The sequence below is a fragment of the Tissierella sp. genome (assembly GCF_052089545.1).
Classification (GTDB): Bacteria; Bacillota; Clostridia; order Tissierellales; family Tissierellaceae; genus Tissierella_A.
The window spans coordinates 1-3,575 of record NZ_JBQDAA010000226.1; the positions used below are offsets into that span (position 1 = coordinate 1).

Genomic DNA, 3,575 nt, shown 5'->3' on the forward strand with positions numbered 1-3,575 from the left:
TACTAGATAAAATTAATGTCTAAAAATGACGAATATAAAAAATGGGGGCTAGAAATGATAAAACTAATGGCAGATTCCACATGTGATCTACCACAGGAAATAATTGAGAGATACAATATAGGAATAGCACCACTAAATATAATAATAAATGATAAATCTTATAGAGATAAAATAGATATTTCATCAGATGATTTTTATGAACTATTGTCAGGGATGGATGAATTACCAACTACTTCTATGCCAAGTCCAGAAGAATATTTAAAAATAATAGATAAAGCTATTGAAGAAGGTTTTACAGAAATTCTCTGTATTTGTATGTCCAGTGGTACAAGTGGTGCTTATCAGTCAGCTACCATAGCTAGAGATGTATTTTTCGATAAAAACCCTGATACTTCTATAAAACTACATGTTGTAGATTCACTTTGTATGAGTCATGGAAGTGGATGGCTTATAATGAAGACAGCACAATTTATAGAAGAAGGATATAGTTTTGAAAGAATAGTTGAATTTAATGAGACTTATAAAACACGTGTAAAACATTTGCTTTGTGTAGATGACCTGGACAACCTTATTAAAAGTGGAAGGCTTACAAATGCTAGTGCATTTATAGGAAAACTTTTAAAAGTAAAACCTATAATGACCATGAAAGGTGGAAAAGGTGCCATAGTTGCTAAAGAAAGAGGAAGAAATAGGGTATTAAAATATTATGTAAATCAGTTTAACCAAAGAGTTGATAGGGAAGTTACAGACTTTATTATTGTTGGATATACTTCAGTAATAGAAATGGCAAATAAACTAGTGGAAAAAATAAAAGCTGAAACTGACTTTAAAGACAAGATATATATATAATGCAGATGGGAGCAGCAGTAGGAACACATGTAGGTCACGGTGGATTATCTATGTTTTTTGTAGAAAAGAGACATATGAGAGATGGATTTATTAAAAATGAATTAAGAAATATACTAGAAAAGAAAGATGAACTACTAGATAAAATTAAAAGTTAGTAAAAAATAAAATAAAAATCTTAAATAAGGGGCATTGCCTCTTATTTTTTTACGATTATATTGATATAATGGATCTAGTGAGGAGAGATACTTGGTGAAAAAAGTAATTATTGCAGAAAAACCATCAGTTGCAAGAAACATAGCAGATGCTTTAGCTATAAAATCTAGAAAAGATGGTTATTTTGAAGGAGAAAACTACATAATAACATGGGCTTTTGGCCACCTTTTAGAATTATTTGATGCAAAAGATTATGATGAAAATATGAAGTTTTGGAGATTAGAAAAATTCCCTTTTATTCCAGAAGATTTTAAATATAAAATAAAGAGAGATGGAAGAAATAAAAAAATTGTAGATAGTGGTGCTAAAAAACAGCTAAATACAATAAAAGCTCTCGTAGATCGTAAAGATGTAGAATCTATAATATCTGCAACTGACTTTGATAGAGAAGGTCAAGTTATAGGAGACGAAATATTTATATATTTTAATGAGAAAAAACCTGTATATAGGATGTTATTAAATGAATGGACTGAGGAAGAAGTAAAAAAAGGTCTTCAAGACTTAAAACCTAATAGTGAAATGAAAACCCTTCAAGATGCAGGCATAGGAAGGCAATGGGCTGACTGGATGATAGGAATAAATCTAACTTCTGTAGCAACTCTTAAATACAAGCCAAATGATAAAAAAATATTAAATATAGGTAGAGTGCTTCTTCCTACCCTCAAAATCATATATGATAGAGATAAGGAGATAGAAAATTTTAAAGCAACAACCTACTATAAACTATTAGCAAACTTTAAGACAAAAGAAGATATAGAATTTGAAGGTCTTTATTATGAAAAAGATAATGAAAAATTTGATAATAAAAGGGTATTAGAAGATATAAAAAATAGATTAAAAGGTAAGGATGCAAATATTATAGAAAAAGAAATAGTTAAAAAACGAGATTATCCACCTTTATTGTTTAACCTATCAAATTTACAAGGATACATAACAAGTAAATATAAAGGTTGGACATCAGATAAAGTATTGAAAGTAGCACAATCCCTATATGAAAAGAAATTCATAACATATCCTAGGACTGGAAGTCTTGCATTGGAAGAGAGTTTAAAAGAAAAGACTAAAAAGGTTTTAAATTTATTAAAGAAGGGCTTGACCTATGAAGGTCAAATTAAGTTTTCTACAAATAAGAGAATATTTAACAATAAAAAGGTAGAAGGCCATAGTGCTATAGTTCCAACATATATGAAAGTTAAAAACCTAAGTGCAGATGAAAAACAAGTCTATGATGCAATTAGGGATAGATTTATAATGCAGTTTTTACCTCTAGCAGAATATGAAGAAACTAAACTTGTATGTAAAGGGAATGGAGAGAAGGTTAAAGGTGTATTTATAGCTAAAGGTAAAGTTCAAACAGTCTTAGGATGGCGTATAGTTGAGAATATAAAGAAAAAAGATACTATACTTCCTATGGTGGTTGAAGGAGAAACAGTAAAGATAGGAAAAAGTAAGATAAAAACTGTTACTAAAAGACCACCTAAACTTCATATAGAAAAAAGTCTCCTAAGGATAATGGAAACCTGTGGCAAAAGTTTCAAAGAAGATGAAGAAGATACAGATGAAATGATGGAATCTATTTTAAGTGGATTTTCAATAGGAACTCCTGCTACTCGTGCTGAAACTATAAAAAAGTTAAAAAATGTAGGATATATAAAGGCCAAAGGCAAGAGTTTAACTTGTACTGATCTTGGAAGAACTATAGTTGAAACTTTTCCATGTAAAGAATTATTTGACCTAGAATATACTGGAAAATTAGAAAAGACTTTATTAGATATAGAAAAAGATAAGTTTAAAAAAGAAGACTTTTTAGACATAATAAAAGAATTTACAATAGATGCAGTAAATAATATAAAAAATGATCTATCTATCTTAAGTTCTTTTAAAATACCTTTAAAAGATGGAGTAGAAAGCATGGGAATATGTCCTATGTGTGGAAACCAAGTAGTAGAAACTGAAAAAAACTTTGGATGTGTAAATTGGAAAAATGGATGCAAGTTTACAATTTGGAAAGACGATAGATATATAAAGTCTTTTGGTAAATCAGTTTCAAGGGAAATGGTAGAACTGCTTCTTAAAAATGGTAAAGTTGGATTTAGAAACTTAAAAAGCAAAAAGGGTAGATCTTTTTCTGCTTATTTTAAATATATATACAATGAAAATACAGGATACTATAATTGGGAATTAGAATTTATATAAAAAGGAGAGAGATAGATAATGGAAATAGTTAAACGAATGGTTATAATCATAATAGCTAGTTTTATATTCAATATTATATTTGGAGTTATATTAAGTCGTAAACCTGATTTGTTTTTACCTATACAAAAGAAAATTAAAGGAAGTAGTGCAAGGAATAAATATAAACTTTTATTCTTTTTAGTAGCTGCTTTACTAGTAGTGTTTTTAAATGAATATTTTAATGTACACGAGATAGTTGCTTTAAGTATACTAGGACTTTCTTTAAGTTTATCTGGTATAGTATTTAGAGATATTAAAAAATAGTTTTAAATAATGCT

4 protein-coding genes are annotated in these 3,575 nt (G+C 28.5%); all 4 read left to right on the plus strand.

Annotated elements, in window-relative coordinates; genetic code table 11:
- Window positions 1-54: 54 nt before the first annotated feature.
- Window positions 55-849 (plus strand): DegV family protein, encoded by a 795-nt coding sequence (locus tag ACTHW2_RS11970; RefSeq protein ID WP_442264144.1) that lies wholly within the window; start codon window positions 55-57, stop codon window positions 847-849.
- Entirely contained in the window at window positions 849-1,004 is a 156-nt protein-coding gene (locus ACTHW2_RS11975; protein ID WP_442264145.1) for a hypothetical protein, read from the plus strand. Before ACTHW2_RS11970 ends, ACTHW2_RS11975 begins: the two co-directional genes overlap by 1 nt.
- A 94-nt stretch (window positions 1,005-1,098) precedes the next feature.
- On the plus strand, window positions 1,099-3,258 hold the full coding sequence (locus ACTHW2_RS11980) for a DNA topoisomerase (RefSeq protein ID WP_442264146.1): 2,160 nt from the start codon (window positions 1,099-1,101) through the stop codon (window positions 3,256-3,258).
- A gap of 18 nt (window positions 3,259-3,276) precedes the next feature.
- On the plus strand, window positions 3,277-3,561 hold the full coding sequence (locus ACTHW2_RS11985; protein ID WP_442264147.1) for a hypothetical protein: 285 nt from the start codon (window positions 3,277-3,279) through the stop codon (window positions 3,559-3,561).
- Window positions 3,562-3,575: the final 14 nt, after the last annotated feature.

Bases quoted from the DNA above. Each gene is read 5' to 3' on its own strand.
- ACTHW2_RS11970 (WP_442264144.1), top strand. From the start codon at position 55: ATGATAAAACTAATGGCAGATTCCACATGTGATCTACCACAGGAAATA.
- ACTHW2_RS11975 (WP_442264145.1), top strand. From the start codon at position 849: ATGCAGATGGGAGCAGCAGTAGGAACACATGTAGGTCACGGTGGATTA.
- ACTHW2_RS11985 (WP_442264147.1), top strand. From the start codon at position 3,277: ATGGAAATAGTTAAACGAATGGTTATAATCATAATAGCTAGTTTTATA.